This window comes from Streptococcus sp. 4886 (assembly GCF_013276485.1).
Taxonomy (GTDB): Bacteria; Bacillota; Bacilli; order Lactobacillales; family Streptococcaceae; genus Streptococcus.
Genome location: NZ_VMLD01000014.1, coordinates 83,676 through 100,699 on the forward strand (window position 1 = coordinate 83,676; position 17,024 = coordinate 100,699).

The 17,024-nt window shown below is 40.7% G+C and carries 20 protein-coding genes and 1 riboswitch; of the genes, 5 read left to right on the plus strand and 15 right to left on the minus strand.

The window, feature by feature from the left end; all coding sequences use genetic code 11:
• Positions 1 to 71 precede the first annotated feature (71 nt).
• The 5 genes from HT679_RS06980 to HT679_RS07000 all read right to left on the minus strand — a co-directional run bounded on the left by HT679_RS06980 (position 72) and on the right by HT679_RS07000 (position 2,942).
• On the minus strand, positions 72 to 338 hold the full coding sequence (locus tag HT679_RS06980) for a YlbG family protein (protein ID WP_050223575.1): 267 nt from the start codon (positions 336 to 338) through the stop codon (positions 72 to 74).
• A gap of 78 nt (positions 339 to 416) precedes the next feature.
• On the minus strand, positions 417 to 1,007 hold the full coding sequence (clpP, locus tag HT679_RS06985) for an ATP-dependent Clp protease proteolytic subunit ClpP (RefSeq protein WP_000613475.1): 591 nt from the start codon (positions 1,005 to 1,007) through the stop codon (positions 417 to 419).
• Positions 1,008 to 1,180: 173 nt separating this feature from the next.
• On the minus strand, positions 1,181 to 1,810 hold the full coding sequence (upp, locus tag HT679_RS06990; RefSeq protein ID WP_000515975.1) for a uracil phosphoribosyltransferase: 630 nt from the start codon (positions 1,808 to 1,810) through the stop codon (positions 1,181 to 1,183).
• 88 nt (positions 1,811 to 1,898) lie between these two features.
• Complete coding sequence (locus HT679_RS06995; protein ID WP_000136973.1) at positions 1,899 to 2,366, minus strand: cytidine/deoxycytidylate deaminase family protein; 468 nt, start codon at positions 2,364 to 2,366, stop codon at positions 1,899 to 1,901.
• An 18-nt stretch (positions 2,367 to 2,384) separates the two neighbouring features.
• Positions 2,385 to 2,942, minus strand: a complete 558-nt coding sequence (locus tag HT679_RS07000) for a TetR/AcrR family transcriptional regulator (protein WP_173213760.1) — start codon at positions 2,940 to 2,942, stop codon at positions 2,385 to 2,387.
• Between the two features lie 124 nt (positions 2,943 to 3,066).
• Between HT679_RS07000 and HT679_RS07005 the strand changes: the two genes are divergently transcribed.
• From HT679_RS07005 to HT679_RS07015, 3 genes are read left to right on the plus strand one after another with little or no spacing between them, the layout of a single operon-like run.
• The gene (locus tag HT679_RS07005; protein ID WP_050973139.1) at positions 3,067 to 3,912 is read left to right on the plus strand and encodes a DegV family protein; all 846 of its coding nucleotides are present in this window, start codon (positions 3,067 to 3,069) and stop codon (positions 3,910 to 3,912) included.
• A 58-nt stretch (positions 3,913 to 3,970) separates the two neighbouring features.
• Positions 3,971 to 5,143: an NAD(P)/FAD-dependent oxidoreductase gene (locus HT679_RS07010; protein WP_050973144.1), complete on the plus strand. Its 1,173-nt coding sequence runs from the start codon at positions 3,971 to 3,973 to the stop codon at positions 5,141 to 5,143.
• A 48-nt stretch (positions 5,144 to 5,191) separates the two neighbouring features.
• Positions 5,192 to 5,713: a DUF1697 domain-containing protein gene (locus tag HT679_RS07015; RefSeq protein WP_173213762.1), complete on the plus strand. Its 522-nt coding sequence runs from the start codon at positions 5,192 to 5,194 to the stop codon at positions 5,711 to 5,713.
• A gap of 41 nt (positions 5,714 to 5,754) precedes the next feature.
• On the opposite strand, the gene HT679_RS07020 is transcribed toward HT679_RS07015, so the two are convergent.
• Entirely contained in the window at positions 5,755 to 6,495 is a 741-nt protein-coding gene (locus tag HT679_RS07020) for a MerR family transcriptional regulator (protein WP_050973141.1), read from the minus strand.
• Positions 6,496 to 6,729: 234 nt separating this feature from the next.
• Here HT679_RS07020 and HT679_RS07025 point away from each other — a divergent pair, with 234 nt between their 5' ends.
• Positions 6,730 to 8,070, plus strand: coding sequence for a sodium-dependent transporter (locus tag HT679_RS07025; protein ID WP_173213764.1), 1,341 nt, complete (start codon positions 6,730 to 6,732; stop codon positions 8,068 to 8,070).
• A gap of 40 nt (positions 8,071 to 8,110) precedes the next feature.
• Here the strand turns inward: HT679_RS07025 and manA are convergent, their stop codons facing one another.
• From manA to HT679_RS07065, 8 genes are all read right to left on the minus strand, one after another.
• Positions 8,111 to 9,055, minus strand: coding sequence for a mannose-6-phosphate isomerase, class I (manA, locus tag HT679_RS07030; RefSeq protein ID WP_138700161.1), 945 nt, complete (start codon positions 9,053 to 9,055; stop codon positions 8,111 to 8,113).
• A gap of 258 nt (positions 9,056 to 9,313) precedes the next feature.
• A complete protein-coding gene (locus tag HT679_RS07035) occupies positions 9,314 to 9,574 on the minus strand; it encodes a SemiSWEET family transporter (RefSeq protein WP_004261618.1) in 261 nt (86 codons plus the stop codon).
• A gap of 178 nt (positions 9,575 to 9,752) precedes the next feature.
• Positions 9,753 to 9,908 (minus strand): hypothetical protein, encoded by a 156-nt coding sequence (locus tag HT679_RS07040; RefSeq protein ID WP_173213766.1) that lies wholly within the window; start codon positions 9,906 to 9,908, stop codon positions 9,753 to 9,755.
• Between the two features lie 246 nt (positions 9,909 to 10,154).
• Positions 10,155 to 10,502, minus strand: a complete 348-nt coding sequence (locus tag HT679_RS07045) for a VOC family protein (protein ID WP_173213768.1) — start codon at positions 10,500 to 10,502, stop codon at positions 10,155 to 10,157.
• Positions 10,503 to 10,656: 154 nt separating this feature from the next.
• A complete protein-coding gene (gene spxB, locus HT679_RS07050; protein WP_112443465.1) occupies positions 10,657 to 12,432 on the minus strand; it encodes a pyruvate oxidase in 1,776 nt (591 codons plus the stop codon).
• A gap of 206 nt (positions 12,433 to 12,638) precedes the next feature.
• Entirely contained in the window at positions 12,639 to 14,882 is a 2,244-nt protein-coding gene (locus tag HT679_RS07055) for a heavy metal translocating P-type ATPase (RefSeq protein ID WP_173213770.1), read from the minus strand.
• Between the two features lie 9 nt (positions 14,883 to 14,891).
• On the minus strand, positions 14,892 to 15,263 hold the full coding sequence (locus tag HT679_RS07060; protein WP_000935055.1) for a cupredoxin domain-containing protein: 372 nt from the start codon (positions 15,261 to 15,263) through the stop codon (positions 14,892 to 14,894).
• Positions 15,264 to 15,273: 10 nt separating this feature from the next.
• On the minus strand, positions 15,274 to 15,669 hold the full coding sequence (locus HT679_RS07065) for a CopY/TcrY family copper transport repressor (RefSeq protein WP_173213772.1): 396 nt from the start codon (positions 15,667 to 15,669) through the stop codon (positions 15,274 to 15,276).
• 183 nt (positions 15,670 to 15,852) lie between these two features.
• Positions 15,853 to 15,951, plus strand: a riboswitch (TPP riboswitch).
• A gap of 83 nt (positions 15,952 to 16,034) precedes the next feature.
• Here HT679_RS07065 and thiD point away from each other — a divergent pair.
• The gene (thiD, locus tag HT679_RS07070; protein ID WP_173213774.1) at positions 16,035 to 16,826 is read left to right on the plus strand and encodes a bifunctional hydroxymethylpyrimidine kinase/phosphomethylpyrimidine kinase; all 792 of its coding nucleotides are present in this window, start codon (positions 16,035 to 16,037) and stop codon (positions 16,824 to 16,826) included.
• A 75-nt stretch (positions 16,827 to 16,901) separates the two neighbouring features.
• Here thiD and HT679_RS11580 read toward each other — a convergent pair whose 3' ends face one another.
• On the minus strand, positions 16,902 to 17,024 hold the full coding sequence (locus tag HT679_RS11580) for a hypothetical protein (RefSeq protein ID WP_262081728.1): 123 nt from the start codon (positions 17,022 to 17,024) through the stop codon (positions 16,902 to 16,904).

Sequence of the window (17,024 nt, forward strand, 5' to 3'; positions counted from 1 at the left end):
CTTATTTCTTAAATAGTCTGTTAAGAATATACCGAATTATCAGAAAATTGTCAACACTTTTCTTTAAATTTTTATCTGATAACGTTTTCTTCTCGGTAAAGGTTGCCCACAAAGGGTGTTTCCAGTTCTTGGATATGACAAACTCTGACTTTTTTGATAAACTTTTCCTTGCTCAAGCGCCCGACCAATTGCTCCACTTCTTGAGTTGGAACATAAAGTTGTAAGTAACGATGTTTCTTGGAATGATAGGTAATATCTCCATAATCCTGCAGTTTTTTGGCATCACGATTATAGTAAAGATAGATAATCAAGCCAGATCGATTGACTTTTTCAAACATGATAAATCCTCTTTCTAAGAAATCTCTCCCTATTATACCAAAAAAAGCAAACCCAGTCGAGTTTGCCTTCTATCATCATTAGTTCAATGAATTGTTGGCCATGATTTCATCAATAAAGCCATATTCGAGTGTTTCTTGGGCACTCATCCAGTTATCGCGTTCTGCATCTGCATGGACTTTTTCGATTGACTGACCTGAATTTTCAGCCAAGATTTTTTCCAAGGTATTACGAGTTTTAAGCAAGTGTTCTGCAGCGATCGCCATATCGGTTTGTTGAGTACCACCACCTGTACCACCCATCGGTTGGTGAATCATATACTCTGCATTTGGAAGCATGAAACGCTTGCCTTTTGCTCCACTTGATGCAATAACAGTCCCCATAGATGCAGCCATTCCCATAACGATGGTTTGGACATCTGCCTTGATAAAGTTCATAGTATCAACGATTGCCAAACCAGCTGAAACAGAACCACCAGGTGTATTGACATAAAGGTAAATATCTTTTGTACTATCTTGGGCATCCAAGAAAAGCAATTGGGCAATAACAGAGTTGGCCATATTGTCTTCAACGGGACCTGTCAGCATAATGATGCGGTCTTTAAGAAGACGTGAGTAAATATCGTAAGAACGTTCTCCACGGCTTGTTTGTTCAATAACTACAGGAATCATTCATTTCTCCTTTTGAGTTTTATTTTTGTTGGTCAAATGACAGAAGATAAGACTATTATAATATCTTGGTCAAAAAAGGTCAAATTTTTGCTCTGTTTTCATTAGACAGAAACAAAAACTCAACCTCCTTTCGTGACTGGAACTTCTTTTCCAAGTCATTCTTCTTTTCGATCTTATTTCGTACCGAACAAGCGGTCCCCAGCATCTCCAAGACCTGGAACGATGTAACCGTGTTCGTTCAAGCGTTCATCCAAGGCTGCTGTAAAGATTTCTACATCCGGATGAGCTTCTTGAAGGGCTTTTACACCTTCTGGAGCAGATACAAGGCAGACAAATTTAATATTTGATGCACCACGTTTTTTAAGTGAGTCAACGGCCAAGATTGCTGATCCACCTGTTGCCAACATTGGGTCTACTACAAAAATTTGACGTTGGTTAATGTCCTCAGGCAATTTCACCAAGTATTCAACTGGTTGAAGCGTTTCTTCATCACGGTACATACCAATGTGACCAACTTTAGCAGCTGGAACCAAGCTCAAGAGACCATCAACCATCCCGATACCTGCACGCAAGATTGGAACGATGGCCAATTTCTTACCTGCCAATTGTTTTTGAACTGTTTTTGTGATTGGTGTTTCGATCTCCACATCTTCTAGTGGAAGATCACGAAGTACTTCATACCCCATCAACATTGCAATCTCATCTACTAGCTCACGAAAAGCTTTTGTAGAAGTATCTGTACGACGCAAGATTGACAATTTGTGTTGAATCAGCGGGTGATTAATAACTTCAATTTTTCCCATTTTTGGAATTCCTTCTTTCAATTTATTCTTCTTATTATACCAAAAAACGGTTTAAAAATCTTTCTAAACCATTTATTTTTGATAATTTTTACATTAGATCTGCCTCTTTAAGAGCTGCCTGTACTGTCTCAAGTGGTAAATGGGTTAATTCTGTTCCCTTTTCTTGATAAAGGTATTGGGCATAGTCGTCCATTCGATACTGGTTAATATAAACCACGCGCTTGCAACCAACCTGCAGCAATTGTTTTGTACAGTTCAGACAAGGAAAATGGGTTACATAGGCTGTAAAGCCTTTAGGAACACCACGTTCTGCACCTTGAAGGATAGCATTGACCTCAGCATGAAGGGTGCGAACACAGTGTCCTTCAATGACTAGACATTCGTGGTCAATACAATGCTCGGTTCCTGATACCGAACCATTGTAACCAGTGGAAATAACCTTATTATCTTTTACCAGAATCGCACCCACTTTGGCACGTTTACAAGTGGATCGATTGGCAATTAGTAGGGCTTGGGCTGCAAAATACTCATCCCATGCTAGTCTTTTTTCAGTCATATCTCTTCTCCTTTTTCTCTATTTTTTAAAAAATGGTAACCGTAAATCCGCTATCTTTTCAGCAGGTACCTTCATGCCATCCTTGATCCATTTTAAAAGAACAGAGACGATGGCCGAGCTCCAAAAGGAATGAAGATAAGAGCTGACACCTTTTGATTTTCCATGGTATTTTTCTAAAAATTCCTGCATGGCTTGGACAAAGATTTTTTCTAAATGGTAATCCAAGGCCAGTTGAATCACTCTGGCTTCCTTTCTTGCTTCTCGGAAAAGGTGAACCCAGACCAGATAAAGGTCTGTCTTTAAATCGTAATGATGCAGCTGTTTCATAATATTGTGGACAGTTCGTTTAAAGACGCTTTCTAAAATCTCCTCTTTGGAATCATAATTGCGATAAAAGGCTGCACGCGAAACGCCTGCACGTTTGACCAATTCAGAAATACTAATCTTGGTCAAGTCCTTTTTTTCCAAGAGTTGTAAGAGGGCTGTTTCAATGGCTTCTCTGGTTAATAAATTGGATTCTTGGTTTGATTTTCTGAGATTTTCAAGAGACTTTTCAGAGATTCTACGTTCAGACATAACATTTTCTTTCTACTTGTCACAACAGACGGATGAGGCTTTTGTTTCAAGGGTTTTCATGATATAATTGTAAAAAAAGACAGAACCTTTGTCAATGTATAACTGACAAAGATGGAGAATTTCTATGACTTGGAAGATTATTGCTGACTCTGGTTGTGATTATCGTCAGCTGGCAACACCAGCTATTGACACAACCTTTGTAAGCGTCCCCTTAACCATTCAAGTAGCTGATCAGGTCTTTGTTGATGATGCCTGTCTTGATATTGACCAAATGATGGAAACCATGTATGCAACCGCAGAAGCTTCAAAATCAGCTTGTCCAAGCCCAGATGATTATTTGCGGGCATTTGAAGGTGCCAAAAACATTTTCCTAGTAACCATCACAGGTACTCTTTCTGGTAGTCACAATAGTGCGCAACTGGCCAAGAATATTTATCTGGAAGAACATCCTGACACTAAAATTCATGTAATTGATAGTTTGTCTGCTGGCGGTGAAGTTGACTTGCTTGTAGAAAAATTAAATGACTTGATTGACCAGGGCCTATCTTTTGAAGAAGTGGTTGAAACTATCACTGCCTATCAAGAAAAAACCAAGTTGCTCTTTGTTCTAGCAAAGGTCGATAACTTGGTAAAAAACGGCCGTTTGAGCAAGCTTATCGGTACAGTCGTTGGCCTTCTAAATATCCGTATGGTCGGAGAAGCTAGTGAAACTGGAACTCTCGAATTGCTACAAAAAGCAAGAGGACCAAAGAAATCGATTCAGGCAGCCTATGAAGAGTTAATAAAAGCTGGTTATGCTGGTGGCCGTATTGTCATGGCCCAACGCAATAACGAGAAATGTTGCCAACAGCTTTCAGAGCGAATTCGTGAAAATTTCCCACAGGCGGATATTAAAATTCTACCAACCTCTGGTCTCTGCAGTTTCTATGCAGAAGATGGTGGTTTGCTGATGGGATATGAAATTGATTAATTGCATTCTTGACAAGAGGTGACCTTCATCTCTTGTTTTTTTGTGGTACAATAGAGCTATGAAACATTTTGATACTATTGTTATCGGTGGGGGACCTGCTGGTATGATGGCTACGATTTCCAGTAGCTTTTATGGACAGAAAACCCTCCTCATCGAAAAAAATCGGAAACTCGGAAAAAAATTAGCTGGTACTGGTGGTGGTCGTTGCAATGTAACCAACAATGGTAGCTTGGACGACCTGCTAGCTGGCATCCCTGGAAATGGGCGCTTTCTCTACAGTGTCTTCTCCCAGTTTGATAACCATGATATCATTAACTTTTTTACAGAAAATGGTGTTAAACTTAAGGTCGAAGACCACGGACGCGTCTTTCCGGCCAGTGACAAATCACGAACCATTATCGAGGCTTTAGAAAAGAAAATCACTGAGCTAGGCGGCCAAGTTGCCACTCAAACCGAAATTGTTTCGGTTAAAAAAATCGACAACCAGTTTGTCCTTAAGTCCGCAGACCAAACCTTCACTTGTGAGAAACTCATTGTCACAACAGGTGGTAAATCCTATCCTTCTACTGGTTCGACTGGTTTTGGTCATGAGATTGCCCGTCATTTTAAGCACACCATTACCGAGCTTGAGGCAGCTGAAAGTCCTTTGTTGACAGATTTTCCACACAAGGCTTTGCAGGGTATTTCGCTGGACGATGTGACCCTAAGCTATGGTAAGCATGTCATCACTCACGATTTGCTCTTTACCCACTTTGGTTTGTCAGGCCCTGCTGCTCTGCGTATGTCTAGCTTTGTCAAGGGCGGAGAGGTTCTCTCACTCGATGTTTTGCCTCAACTTTCTGAAAATGACTTGGTTGCATTTCTAGAAGAAAATAGGGAAAAATCTCTAAAAAATGCCTTAAAAACTTTGCTTCCAGAACGCTTGGCAGAATTTTTTGTGCAAAGCTATCCTGAAAAAGTCAAACAACTGACTGAAAAGGAACGAGAACAACTTCTCCAGTCTATTAAGGCCCTCAAAATCCCTGTGACCGGAAAAATGTCCCTTGCCAAGTCCTTTGTCACCAAGGGTGGCGTCAGTCTTAAGGAAATCAACCCTAAAACCCTTGAAAGTAAGCTGGTACCTGGCCTCCACTTTGCTGGCGAGGTCATGGATATCAATGCCCACACGGGTGGGTTTAATATCACTTCAGCCCTCTGTACCGGCTGGGTGGCGGGATCAAACCCAATCTAAATCTAAATTATTCAATGGCTAAATCAGCCCCAAAAGAAAGGAAGTCCTTTGGAACATATTATCTTGTTAAGGGGAGTTACTCCTAATGGAAAAAATGCTATCCCTAAAATGTCTTATCTAGTAGATATCTTGACAGAAGCTGGTTTTCAACAAGTTCGAACTTATATTCAAAGTGGAAATATTATTCTTGAAAGTAACTTAGCTCTCGAAGAAATACGAGAACGTGTTCATACTCTGATAAAGGAAAAAATTGGGGCCGACTTAAAAATGGTTATCAAGAATAAAAGTGATTTTAAAAAAATTGTCCAAGAAAACCCGTTTGGAGAACACTATCTTTATGACCGTATACACGTGATTTTTTATCAAGAATCTATTCAAAGTCTCCCTTTAGAAAAATTGAAAATTGATTACGGTGAAGAAGAAATTTGTATCGGTAACCATTGTCTTTACCTCTATCTCCCTAGAACTGCAAAACAAAAGAAACTCCATACCAACTATCTTGAAAAGCTTTTTAATGTAGATTTGACAATGCGAAAACTAAATGTAGTAGAAAAATTATTAAGCAAGTAGTGCTTGAATTTAGTAAAAATCGGAAGATCACTCCTCCGATTTTATTTTGTCTGAGTTTGGACATAATGGGCAATGACATCTGATGTGTACTGAGCTGTTCCAATTCCAAATTTGTCAATGTTTTCCTTAAACTCTGGGTTGTAGACGTAGCCTTTACCGATATGACCGAAGACTTCAATAGTACAGTCGAATCCATAAGTACGAATGGCTTGCAAGAGTTTAGCAGCTTCTTCTTGATTTTCGGTTGCTGTTACAGGTAGACCAGCTTGAAGATTTTGTGCCAATGCTTGAAAAACTTGGTTGAAAGCAGCCGTAGCTTCGTCTTCGTGACCTTTTTGGCGCTCTAACGCTTGGTCCATGACTTCTTGTCCATATTTCTCTACCGCCTCTTGGTGGTATTTTTGATGGTCTTGATAGTTAAATCCAGCAAATTTCTCTTGAATGCTCATTTCTCTTTCTCCTTTTTGTTCTTGAATGGTTTTTTGCAAGGTTGAAATCAAGCTATCCAGATGTTGCCTTTCTCGAGTCAAATAGTCCAACTGCCTGGTCAAATGAGACAATAAACCTGTCCTTTCTTCCTTTAATAGCTCTGCTATTTTTTCTAAAGAAAAGCCTAGATATTTATAGTAAAGAATGACCTGAAGACGTTCCAAATCCTCTTTACTGTAGATTCGATAGCCGTTTCCTGACTTTAAGGGGACTAAGAGTCCTATCTTATCGTAGTGGTGTAGGGTCTTAACAGAGACACCTGAAAGCTGGGCAGCTTCTTTTATATGGTACATGATTTCCTCCTACATTGATAGTATAACCCCTCCCCTTAGGTCAGAGTCAAGCATTTTTGCGAAATTTTTTTACTTTATCATAACATGAAAATGGTTTTCTTGACAGACCTTAGAAAACATGATAGGATAGTCAAGTCTATCAATCAAAAGAAACGCTCACTTTAAGTACTGATGAGGCTATTTGCCAAGGGCAGTAGCTTTTTCTTTTGTAACACTAATTTTAGGAGTTTAACTATGTCTGAAAAATCGCAATGGGGTTCTAAACTGGGCTTTATCCTAGCATCTGCTGGTTCAGCCATCGGACTTGGTGCCGTTTGGAAATTCCCCTATATGACTGCTGCTAACGGTGGAGGTGGCTTTTTACTAGTCTTTCTCATCTCCACTATTCTAATCGGTTTTCCCCTTTTGCTAGCTGAGTTTACCCTCGGCCGAAGTGCTGGTGTTTCAGCTATCAAAACCTTTGGAAAACTAGGCAAGAATAGTAAGTACAACTTTATCGGTTGGATTGGTGCCTTTGCCCTCTTTATCCTCTTATCTTTCTACAGTGTTATCGGAGGATGGATTCTGGTTTATCTAGGCATCGAGTTTGGAAAATTGTTCCAGCTTAGCGGAACGGGTGACTATGCTCAGCTCTTTACCGATATTATTTCCAATCCAGCCATTGCCCTTGGAGCTCAAGCAGCCTTTATCTTATTGAATATCTTTATTGTATCACGTGGTGTTCAAAAAGGGATTGAAAGAGCTTCGAAAGTTATGATGCCCCTGCTCTTTATCATCTTTGTTGTCATCATTGGGCGCTCTCTCAGTTTGCCAAATGCCATGGAAGGGGTTCTTTACTTCCTCAAACCAGACTTTTCAAAACTGACAAGTGCTGGTCTCCTCTATGCTCTGGGACAATCTTTCTTTGCCCTCTCACTAGGGGTGACAGCCATGCTGACCTATGCGTCCTACTTGGACAAGAAAACCAATCTAGTTCAGTCAGGAATCTCCATCGTAGCCATGAACATCTCGGTGTCCATCATGGCAGGACTAGCCATTTTCCCAGCCATGTCAGCCTTCAACATCCAGTCTGAAGGGGGACCAAGCCTGCTCTTTATCGTCTTGCCTCAACTCTTTGACAAGATGCCTTTTGGAACCATTTTCTACATCCTTTTCCTCTTGCTCTTCCTCTTTGCGACGGTCACTTCTTCTGTCGTGATGCTGGAAATCAATGTAGGCAATATCACCAACCAGGACAACAGCAAGCGTGCTAAATGGAGTGTGATTTTAGGAATTTTGACCTTTGTCTTTGGCATTCCTTCAGCCCTATCTTACGGTGTTATGGCGGATGCTCACATCTTTGGGAAGACCTTCTTTGACGCTATGGACTTCTTGGTTTCCAATCTCCTCATGCCATTTGGAGCTCTCTGCCTTTCACTTTTTACAGGCTACATCTTCAAGAAGGCTCTTGCTATGGAGGAACTCCATCTTGATGAAACGGCATGGAAACAAGGACTTTTCCAAGTCTGGCTCTTCCTTCTTCGTTTCATCATTCCAATCATCATCATCGTGGTCTTCATCGCCCAATTTATGTAATCAAAAAGGACTTGAGTAGTAAACTCAGGCCCTTTCTTTTTTATGGATGGCTAACAATCAATTCCAAATCTTGCCCTTCCAGAGTCCAAGCTTCAACATCACTTGGTAGGATAAAGTGGCTGCCTTTTTGGATTGGATAGTTTTTTCCGTCAACAGTCAGTTGACCTTGACCAGCTAAGACACTAAACAAGCTGTAGTCAGCTGTCTTTTCAAAGTCAACTTCTCCAGTAATTTCCCACTTGTAAACTGCAAAGAAATCATTGGATACAAGGAGAGTGGAACGCAAATCATCTGCTTTAACAGTTACAGGACGGCTATTTGCAGGCTCACCAATATTCAAGACATCAATGGATTTTTCAAGGTGAAGTTCACGCAAGTTGCCCTTGTCGTCCTTGCGATCAAAGTCATAAACGCGATAGGTAGTATCACTAGACTGTTGGGTTTCAAGAATCAAGATGCCTGCACCGATAGCGTGCATAGTTCCACTTGGCACATAGAAGAAATCTCCAGCCTTAACTGGTACTTTTGTCAGCAAGGCATCCCAGTTTTTATCTTCGATTTGCTGGCGGAGTTCTTCTTTTGACTTGGCATTATGCCCGTAGATAATCTCTGAACCTTCATCCGCAGCGATGATGTACCAGCACTCTGTTTTTCCAAGCTCGCCTTCATGCTCGAGTCCATAAGCATCATCTGGATGAACTTGAACACTGAGCCAGTCATTGGCATCGAGAATTTTGGTCAAAAGTGGAAATACAGGCTCTGGACGGTTGCCAAACAATTCACGGTGCTCTGCATATAAAGTAGCCAGGTCTGTTCCCTCGAAACGACCATTGGCAACTTTAGAGACACCATTTGGATGGGCTGAGATAGCCCAGTATTCTCCGATTTTTTCACTTGGGATATCGTAGCCAAACTCATCACGTAGCTTGGTACCACCCCAGATTTTTTCTTGCATAACTGATTGTAAAAATAATGGTTCTGACATCTTGATCTCCTGTCTGATTTTTCTCCCCTCATTATAGCAAAAAAAGAGTTCGAATTGAACTCTTTTTCCTATCTTATAAAGTAGGGAGAAGATTTTGTAAAAATAGTAACGATATACTTTTTTCTTTGATAGAGACGAACATAAAAGACTCTCGTAAAGCTAGCTGTCACTGGACTTTTTTCCTCAACTCTCATTCAAAAATTACTTTAATGAAGCATCTATTTTCATAAACGAACAAAACTGAAACCAGTCTTCTTTTTAAATCAAAGCTGTAATAGCCGTCACAAGGCCAAAAACGATACCTGGTGCATTAGCAGCTGCAAGTGGAATATCTCTTTCCTTCTTGAAAAGACCATAGTAAACCCAGAGACTACAGTTGATAGCTGCGACTAGGGGTTGAATGAAGTTGCCTTTTTGACCGGCAAGATTATTCATGATTTGTGGGAAATATGATACATACATCATAACAGACATAAAGGTCGCTGCCCAGCCCAACACTTTCATTTGTTTTTCAGACATTTTCAAAACCTCTTTTATTCTTTTATACTTTCTATTTTATAATTTAATACAAAAATAAGCAAGACTTTAAGAGTTTTATTATAAAAATGTGAACTATCACAAGCTTGTGATAAGAAACAGACCGGATGACTCCGATCTGTTTAATCCATAAAATGTAAAAATGAATAGCTCTTGTCAATCAATGGATAGATTGATTGATTGTCAGCAAGCCGTGGTTAATGATTGCTGCAATATCTTCAAGACCATGCAAAATAAAACTTCCTACAATCAAACCTATAATAATTGAACAGATAATCATGGTCATACAGATTAGATAAACATCCTTTTTTTGCATCTCTTTCCTCCTAACGAATTAAGAAAATTCACTTACTACAGCTGTTTAATCATATTTCTCCTTTCCATATCAGTCTTATTTTCTGCTGTTATATTTTTATTATAAGATTTTAGGAAAACGCTGTCAACTATTTATATGCAATTTCTTTATATTAAAAAGACCGGATTGCTCCGATCTTTTCAATAGTTCATATTCTCAATTTCTGTTTTAAAAATAGCTAAGGTTAACGTCAAACGACTAAGCACCTTATTTCATACGATAAAAATCAAGCACTAGACCAGCTGGACCTTTAACTAATAAGGACTCTGTTCCCCAATCGGTTACAGCTGGACCGTTTACAATCTGGATACCAAGCTCTTTCAACCGTTGGTAATTCTGGTCTACATCCTCAACCTCGATATGAAGAATGATTCCTGACTGAAAATTTTCCAAAGGAACCAAATGATTTTGGGACAACATCAAACAGTGACTGCCAATAGTAAACTGAGCAAAACCATCATCAGCATAATCTGCCTTTTTATCCAAGATATGCTCCAAGTCAGCACAGACTTGGGGAACATCTGAAACGATAATATCTAATTGATTTAAATCCATTTACTCTCCTCCATAAAAAGACCGGATTGCTCCGATCTTTTCAAGTTTCTCTCTATGAAAATCAAAGAATAAACAAGGTATCGAACCGCAGGCAGTACTGGAGTACGGCGAGGTGAAGATAACACAGTTTACACTTGATTTTCGACGAGAGAAATTATTTAATTGCGCGTGATTGCAATCCTTCTTCTTCCAAGAAGAGACGGAATGGTACGAGTTCTTCTGCTTCGTATTTTTCCTTGAAGGCTTTGATTGCTTCTTCTGAGTGTTGTTTTGGATCCAACTCAAGTACTTCTACTGGAAGTGGACGGTGTGGAGTGATGCGAGCATCGATCACAACAGTTTTACCTTCTTTGTTCAATTTAACAGCTTCTGCAACAACTGCATCGATGTCTTCGATACGGTCAACTGTAAATCCTACAGCACCTTGCGCTTCAGCGATTTTCGCATAGTCAGCATTAGAGAAGTCACAACCAAACAAGTGTTTGTTTGTGTCTTCGTATTTGTCCTTGATGAAGGCATATTTACCATTTGAGAAGACAACGTTGATAACTGGAAGGTCGTATTGAACGTTTGTGATAACGTCTGGGTAGCACATATTGAATGCACCGTCACCCATGATGTTCCATACTTGGCGATCTGGATTGTCTTTCTTAGCAGCGATACCACCAGGAAGGGCAATACCCATTGTCGCAAAGAGTGGAGATGTACGCCACATGTTCTTAGGTGTCATGTGAAGGTGACGAGTAGATGTTTGAGTAGTGTCACCTACGTCGATTGAGTAGATAGCATCTTGATCAGCATGTTTGTTGATTGCATTGTAAACTTGGTACAATTGCAATTCACCCTCAGTTTTACCTTCGAGTTTGTTCATGTAATCACGCCAGTTTTGGTTGTTCTTAACGTTTGCACGCCACCATGGAGTAGATTCAACTGGGTTCACTTTGTCAAGGATAGCTTTAGCTGCTTGACCTGCGTCACCAAGGATTGAAGCGTCAAGGGCGTGACGTTTACCAAGTTTGTAAGGGTCAATATCAACTTGGATGAATTTTTCAGTGTTCTTGAATGCTTCGTAAACTTCAGCAAATGGGAAGTTTGAACCAAGGAAAAGAACTGTGTCTGCTTCAAAGACCACTTCGTTGGCTGGTTTCCAACCAACACGGTAAGCAGAACCTGTCAAACCTTCATAGTTCCATTCAAAGGCTTCAAAGTTTTTACCAGTTGTGATGATTGGTGCTTTGATTTTACGTGACAATTCAGTAATCACTTCACCAGCTTTAACACCACCGTAACCAGCATAGATAACTGGACGTTCAGCGTTGTTCAAGATTTCAACAGCTTTGTCGATTTCAACTTCGTTCAAGGCAGGAGCAATGAATGAACGCTCGTATGAACCTGATCCATAGTATGAGTTTTCGTCGATTTCTTGGAAACCAAAGTTTACTGGGATTTCAACAACAGCTGGACCTTTTTTAGAAACTGCAGCACGGCAAGCTTCGTCAATAACTTTTGGCAATTGCTCAGCGTAAGCTACACGTTTGTTGTATACAGCGATACCGTTGTACATTGGGTTTTGGTTCAATTCTTGGAAAGCATCCATGTTGAGTTCGTTAACTGGACGTGATCCAAGGATCGCTAGGAATGGAGTGTTATCCATAGCTGCATCGTAAACACCGTTAATCAAGTGAGTCGCACCTGGACCACCTGAACCAACTGCAACCCCGATTGAGCCACCGAATTTAGCTTGCATAACCGCTGCAAGAGCACCTGTTTCTTCGTGGCGAACTTGCAAGAAGCGGATATCTTTTTCTTCAGCCAAAGCGTCCATCAATGAGCTGAGTGTTCCTGATGGGATACCGTAGATTGTGTCTACGCCCCATGTTTTCAATACGTTAAGCATTGCTGCAGATGCAGTAATTTTCCCTTGAGTCATAGTGATAACTCTCCTTCAATTTTTTTAGACTTGGAGAATACGATTACATAGAATTGGAAACGTTCTCCAAACTTTTACTATTCCACTGTATCATATTTATGTTGACTTTTCTAAAAATCTGCTCAAAACTCTCTATTCTCTATTCTAATACAGTTTTGAAAATGCTGCCATTCCTGTTTTATAACAAAGAAATCTAGTCATTACTTTTAGTCTATTTTACTAAAGTTTAGTAAGAGTGAACTAGTCAGAACAGATACAGAACTAAAGGCCATGGCTAGACCAGCTAGTTCTGGATTGAGGGCCAGTCCAACACCTGAAAAGACTCCTGCTGCAATCGGAATTCCGGCGACATTGTAGATAAAGGCCCAGAAAAGATTGAGCAGAATTCGATTAAAGGTTTTCTTACTCATGTCAAAGGCACGTACCACTCCTAGGAGGTTATTAGTTGTCAACACCAAATCTGCTGACTCGATGGCAATATCTGTTCCAGCACCCATAGCAATTCCCACATCTGCTACACTGAGGGCAGGGGCATCATTGATACCGTCCCCAACAAAGGCTACTTTGCCAGCCGCTTGTAGTTTATGGATTTCATGGGCTTTTTCTTCTGGTAAGACACCTGCAATGACCTCTTCGATTCCAATCTGATCTGCAATAGCACGCGCCACACCGACATTATCTCCTGTCAGCATGACTGTTTTAAGACCACGTTTTTTCAACTGACTGATGGCAAGCTTGGCATTTTCCTTGGGAATATCTTGCAAAGCAAGCAAGCCTTTGATTTCATTGTCAACAGCTAAGAACACAACTGTCTTAGCTTCTTTTTCTAGTTCTTCTAGTTTATCTTGATAAGTGCTAGAAATGTTCATGCCATCCAGCATTTTAGCATTTCCAAGTAAAACTTGTTTTCCATTGATTTTCCCTGAAACACCTTTTCCGTGCGAGGCTTGGAAATTTTCAACAGTGTGAAGCTCAAATCCAGCTTCACTCGCTCGCTTAACAATAGCCTCAGCCAGTGGGTGTTGAGAAGTTGCTTCCAAGGAAGCTGCCAATCCAAGTACTTCTGCTTCGTCGCCGATGATATCTGTTACCACAGGTTTCCCTTCTGTCAAAGTCCCGGTCTTATCAAAGACAATAGTTTGAACTTTCTGGATTTCCTGTAGAACCGTTCCATTTTTGAGGAGAACCCCCATCTTGGCACTGCGACCTGTCCCCACCATAAGGGCTGTCGGTGTTGCAAGTCCCAATGCACAAGGGCAGGCAATAATCAGAACTGCTACTCCATAGAGAAGCGAAGACACAAAGCTCGCTCCAAGCACAACTACACTATCCCTGAGCAAGACGAACCAAACCCAAAAGGTCACAATCCCTAAAATGACAACTGCTGGGACAAAAATCCCTGAAATCTTATCCGTCAAGTCCTGAATCGGCGCACGACTTGTCTGAGCTTTCTTCACAAAATCCACAATCTGAGCCAAAACAGTCTCTGAACCAACTTTTTCTGCTCTAAAGACAAGAGTTCCACTATTATTGATGGTTGAGCCAATGACAGTATCTCCAACTATCTTGTCCACAGGCAGACTCTCACCTGTCACCATAGACTCATCAATACTAGAGATACCTTCTACTACGACACCATCAACCGCAATCTTTTCACCGGGACGCACTCGAACCAGGTCACCTACCTTGACTTGCTCCAAAGGGACTTGAACATAGTTATCCTCACGCAAGACTTCTGCAGTTTTAGCCTGCAAATCAAGTAATTTCTCCACAGCTTGGGAAGTATTTTTCCGCATTTTCTCCTCAAAAACGGCTCCCATAAGAACGAAGAAGAAGATAAATGCAGCACTTTCAAAGTAAACGGGGAGACCAGCAAAGAGGGCAACTAAGCTATAGAAATAGGCCACTAGGGTTCCCAGAGCAACCAAGGTATCCATGTTGGCATTGTGCTTTTTAAAACTAGCCCAAGCACTTTGGATATAAGGACCACCTGCTACTAGCATAATCGGTGTTGTGGCTAAAAAGGTGCCCCAACGCAGGACTTGGTGACTAATTCCTCCTGTCGACATTCCAATCATGAGAATCACAAGAGGCACAGTGAAGATACTGGTAATCCAAAAACGCTGTAAAAGTGATAGAGATTTTCGAGTCTTCTCAACTACGGTATAACTCCCCTTTTGCATCTTCATGCCACAAGAAAATTCATGTTGACCTAATTCTTGAGGTGTAAAACGAATGACTTTCTCCTCATCTACGCCGATTGGTTCCAAGATGCCTTCTTCTTCAAACAGAATTTCCTTATAACAGTTTGAAGGTGTCACACGGTGAAAGGTGATCTCAGCAGGAACTCCTTTTTGCAGTTGAATGTGGGCTGGATGGTAGCCTTTGTCTGCCGTGATACGGATTTTTTGAACACCATTTTCAAGATTTGCTTTTATAATTTCAGTCATATCATTCTCCTATTCTACAATCATCTTACCGTGCATCATATTCATGCCACAAGAGAAACCATACTCTCCAGCCTGCTCAGGTGTGATTTCCACTACATACTCTTCCCCCATAGGCAGGTCCGCATGCACACCAAAGTCTGGAAAAACAATTTGGTCTAGACAGGGTGAAGGGTCCTTACGGTCAAAGACAATACGGGCTGGCACTGATTTCTTGAGGATAATCAACTCAGGCGTATAGCCTCCCATGACTTCCACTCGAATCTCTTGGTAGCCCTTTTTTTGCTGGGCCTTTTGTCCAGATTTTTCAGGCTTTTTGAAAAACCAAAACAAGATAAACGCGATAAGGGCAATACAAATAATGGTTACAATACTATTTAACATGACGTCTCCTTTACATACAATTACATTTTACTTTTGTTACAGCGCTTGATTTCTTCTCAGAAATCACAGCTTCCAAGTATTCCAAGTCAGCCTGAGTAAAATCACATTCAGCAATCAAATCAGCCAACAAGTTCTTAATCCTACGAGAACAAACCTTGTCCTTGATATCTTGAACAAGTAAATCCCGACTTTGGTCCAAAGTTAAAAGGGCTGAATAGACAAAGAACTTGCCTTCTTTTTTCCTTGTCAGACACTCTTTCTCAACCAAACGAGCCAAAAGAGTCTGAATGGTCGACTTGGACCAGTCAAACCTCTCCGCCAGAACCCTGATCAAATCCGTACTGGTCTGCTCTCCTTGCATCCAAATAATCTTCATGACCTGCCATTCTGCATCTGAAATCTGCATAATCACACCTCCTAAATCTACATTTGTCAATTACAGTTATTAGTATACTTCTAAAATCTACATTTGTCAACTATAAAATCAATCTTTTCTTTGAAAAATAGAATTTTAACCCTATGATAAAGGATTTTCAATCAAATTTTACTATATAAACTATAAAAATATGCTATACTAAAGAAAAAAGAAAACAACCACTAGGGGTGCGTAAAGCTGAGATTAACGACCGTTAGATCCCTCTGACTCAATCTAGGTAATGCTAGCTGATGGAAGTGGAAATGATAATGGGGACTAGCAGTCTTCTATTACCTTCCTGAAACAGATTAGCTTGTTCTTAAGAATACAAACTTCAGTTGGTTGGGAGGTTTTAGATGACTTATTTACCCGTTGCTTTGACCATTGCAGGAACTGACCCAAGTGGCGGTGCTGGCATTATGGCTGATTTAAAGTCATTCCAAGCGAGAGATGTCTATGGAATGGCCGTTGTGACCAGTCTTGTCGCTCAAAATACCAGAGGCGTTCAATTAATCGAGCACGTTTCTCCTCAAATGTTGAAAGCCCAATTGGACAGTGTCTTTTCGGATATTCCACCTCAGGCTGTAAAAACTGGAATGTTGGCAACTACCGAAATTATGGAAATCATCCAGCCCTATCTTAAAAAGCTGGATTGTCCCTATGTTTTAGATCCAGTTATGGTAGCGACTAGTGGAGATGCCTTGATCGACTCAAGTGCTAGAGACTATCTCAAAACAAACTTACTACCTCTAGCAACGATTATTACGCCAAATCTTCCTGAGGCAGAAGAGATTGTTGGTTTTTCAATCCATGACCCCGAAGACATGCAGCGTGCCGGTCACCTGATTTTAAAAGAGTTTGGTCCTCAGTCTGTTGTTATCAAAGGCGGCCATCTCGAAGGTGGTGCCAAGGATTTCCTCTTTACCAAGGATGAGCAATTTGTCTGGGAAAGTCCACGAATTCAAACCTGTCACACCCATGGTACTGGATGTACCTTTGCTGCAGTCATTACGGCTGAACTAGCCAAGGGAAAAAGCCTTTATCAGGCAGTTGATAAGGCCAAGGCCTTTATCACAAAAGCTATTCAAGACGCTCCTCAACTTGGTCATGGTTCTGGCCCAGTCAACCATACAACTTTTAAAGATTAAGAAAAAAACTCTCTAGTTCCCACTTTAAGGGAATTAGAGAGTTTTTATACTCTTCGAAAATCTCTTCAAACTACGTCAGTTTCCATCTGCAACCTCAAAACACTGTTTTGAACGGACTTCGTCAGTCTTATCTAAAACCTCAAGGCAGGGCTTTGAGCAACCTGCGACTAGCTTCCTAGTTTGCTCTTTGATTTTCAT

What these genes read in the sequence shown, in the direction of transcription:
- HT679_RS06980 (WP_050223575.1), bottom strand. Translation starts at nt 338, where the DNA reads ATGTTTGAAAAAGTCAATCGATCTGGCTTGATTATCTATCTTTACTAT.
- clpP (WP_000613475.1), bottom strand. Translation starts at nt 1,007, where the DNA reads ATGATTCCTGTAGTTATTGAACAAACAAGCCGTGGAGAACGTTCTTAC.
- upp (WP_000515975.1), bottom strand. Translation starts at nt 1,810, where the DNA reads ATGGGAAAAATTGAAGTTATTAATCACCCGCTGATTCAACACAAATTG.
- HT679_RS06995 (WP_000136973.1), bottom strand. Translation starts at nt 2,366, where the DNA reads ATGACTGAAAAAAGACTAGCATGGGATGAGTATTTTGCAGCCCAAGCC.
- HT679_RS07000 (WP_173213760.1), bottom strand. Translation starts at nt 2,942, where the DNA reads ATGTCTGAACGTAGAATCTCTGAAAAGTCTCTTGAAAATCTCAGAAAA.
- HT679_RS07005 (WP_050973139.1), top strand. Translation starts at nt 3,067, where the DNA reads ATGACTTGGAAGATTATTGCTGACTCTGGTTGTGATTATCGTCAGCTG.
- HT679_RS07010 (WP_050973144.1), top strand. Translation starts at nt 3,971, where the DNA reads ATGAAACATTTTGATACTATTGTTATCGGTGGGGGACCTGCTGGTATG.
- HT679_RS07020 (WP_050973141.1), bottom strand. Translation starts at nt 6,495, where the DNA reads ATGTACCATATAAAAGAAGCTGCCCAGCTTTCAGGTGTCTCTGTTAAG.
- HT679_RS07025 (WP_173213764.1), top strand. Translation starts at nt 6,730, where the DNA reads ATGTCTGAAAAATCGCAATGGGGTTCTAAACTGGGCTTTATCCTAGCA.
- manA (WP_138700161.1), bottom strand. Translation starts at nt 9,055, where the DNA reads ATGTCAGAACCATTATTTTTACAATCAGTTATGCAAGAAAAAATCTGG.
- HT679_RS07035 (WP_004261618.1), bottom strand. Translation starts at nt 9,574, where the DNA reads ATGTCTGAAAAACAAATGAAAGTGTTGGGCTGGGCAGCGACCTTTATG.
- HT679_RS07040 (WP_173213766.1), bottom strand. Translation starts at nt 9,908, where the DNA reads ATGCAAAAAAAGGATGTTTATCTAATCTGTATGACCATGATTATCTGT.
- HT679_RS07045 (WP_173213768.1), bottom strand. Translation starts at nt 10,502, where the DNA reads ATGGATTTAAATCAATTAGATATTATCGTTTCAGATGTTCCCCAAGTC.
- spxB (WP_112443465.1), bottom strand. Translation starts at nt 12,432, where the DNA reads ATGACTCAAGGGAAAATTACTGCATCTGCAGCAATGCTTAACGTATTG.
- HT679_RS07055 (WP_173213770.1), bottom strand. Translation starts at nt 14,882, where the DNA reads ATGACTGAAATTATAAAAGCAAATCTTGAAAATGGTGTTCAAAAAATC.
- HT679_RS07060 (WP_000935055.1), bottom strand. Translation starts at nt 15,263, where the DNA reads ATGTTAAATAGTATTGTAACCATTATTTGTATTGCCCTTATCGCGTTT.
- HT679_RS07065 (WP_173213772.1), bottom strand. Translation starts at nt 15,669, where the DNA reads ATGCAGATTTCAGATGCAGAATGGCAGGTCATGAAGATTATTTGGATG.
- thiD (WP_173213774.1), top strand. Translation starts at nt 16,035, where the DNA reads ATGACTTATTTACCCGTTGCTTTGACCATTGCAGGAACTGACCCAAGT.
- HT679_RS11580 (WP_262081728.1), bottom strand. Translation starts at nt 17,024, where the DNA reads ATGAAAATCAAAGAGCAAACTAGGAAGCTAGTCGCAGGTTGCTCAAAG.